This is a genomic window from Muribaculum sp., from assembly GCF_029051885.1.
In the GTDB taxonomy this organism is placed as follows: domain Bacteria; phylum Bacteroidota; class Bacteroidia; order Bacteroidales; family Muribaculaceae; genus Muribaculum.
In genome coordinates, this window is sequence record NZ_JAIDKI010000132.1 from 1 (window position 1) to 1,286 (window position 1,286).

The following is a 1,286-nucleotide window of genomic DNA, read 5'->3' on the forward strand; positions in this document are numbered from 1 at the left end:
CTCCGATATGCAGTGAGCTTCATCGACTGCGTAGAAAGAAATGGGTACTGTTTTTAGAAATTCAATATTGTCTTCTTTTGTAAGAGATTCTGGCGCAACGTACAGCAGCTTTGTCTTGCCGGCAAGGATATCGGCCTTGACTTCTTCTATCGCCGCTTTCGACAGTGAAGAGTTCAAGAAATGTGCTATGGCATCGACTTCGCTGAAGCTACGCATTGCATCCACCTGATTTTTCATCAGGGCAATCAGTGGCGAAATCACAATCGCAGTGCCCGGCATCAGTAATGCCGGCAGCTGATAGCATAATGATTTGCCACCGCCTGTGGGCATAAGCACAAATGTGTCGTTCCCCTCCATCAGAGAGGTGATAATGGCTTCCTGGTTGCCTTTGAATGTGTCAAATCCAAAATGCTTTTTCAGCTCATCGGTGAGGAAGGACGACTTGTTTGGCATGGCAGTGATCGGGGATTTATGCGCCGAATCGTGGCGAAATTAAAATTTTATTTGATTATCTCGGATATATACTGAAATTTTATCGTTGCGGTGTTTATTTTGCATCGGAATGAGCGGCTTCAAAGTTGGCTTTTTCAAGCTGTTCCAATGCATATTCACGCGTTACGGTAAATGATCGGTCGTCGGATGACGGTATCTCAAACATGCTGTCAATCATTATTGTCTCAACAATTGACCGCAGTCCTCGTGCTCCAAGTTTATACTCAATGGCTTTGTCGACAATGAGATCGAGAGCAGCGTCATCGAAGGTGAGTTCTACGCCATCCATTGCAAATAATTTCTGGTACTGGCGTACGATTGCATTTTTCGGTTCTGTAAGTACGCGACGCAGAGCTTCGCGATCAAGGGGTTCAAGATTTGTGAGTATAGGGAGTCGACCTATAATCTCGGGTATGAGGCCAAACGACTTGAGGTCCTGAGGCATTACATATTTAAGATAGTTTTCCCGCTTGATGCGCTGGCGTCCCTGGTCGGTTGAATATCCTACGACATGGGTATTCAGTCGGTGGGCTATCTTTTGCTCGATTCCGTCAAACGCACCTCCGCAGATAAACAGGATGTTTTTGGTGTTGACAGGAATCATACGCTGTTCGGGATGTTTTCGGCCTCCTTGTGGCGGCACATTGACAACCGAGCCTTCAAGGAGCTTGAGAAGACCCTGCTGTACTCCTTCGCCACTTACATCGCGCGTGATTGACGGATTGTCGCCTTTGCGTGCGATTTTGTCGATTTCATCGATGAATACAATGCCTTTTTCTGCTTTGGCCACATCA

Annotated in this window: 2 protein-coding genes; both read right to left on the reverse strand. The window is 46.5% G+C overall.

From position 1 onward, the window contains the following. A partial coding sequence (locus K2I50_RS05760; protein WP_301025257.1) for a DEAD/DEAH box helicase occupies window positions 1–453 on the reverse strand: 453 nt, incomplete at its 3' end. A 94-nt stretch (window positions 454–547) separates the two neighbouring features. Next, window positions 548–1,286, reverse strand: a 739-nt coding sequence (locus K2I50_RS05765; protein ID WP_301025258.1) for an AAA family ATPase, incomplete at its 5' end; no start/stop codon positions are given.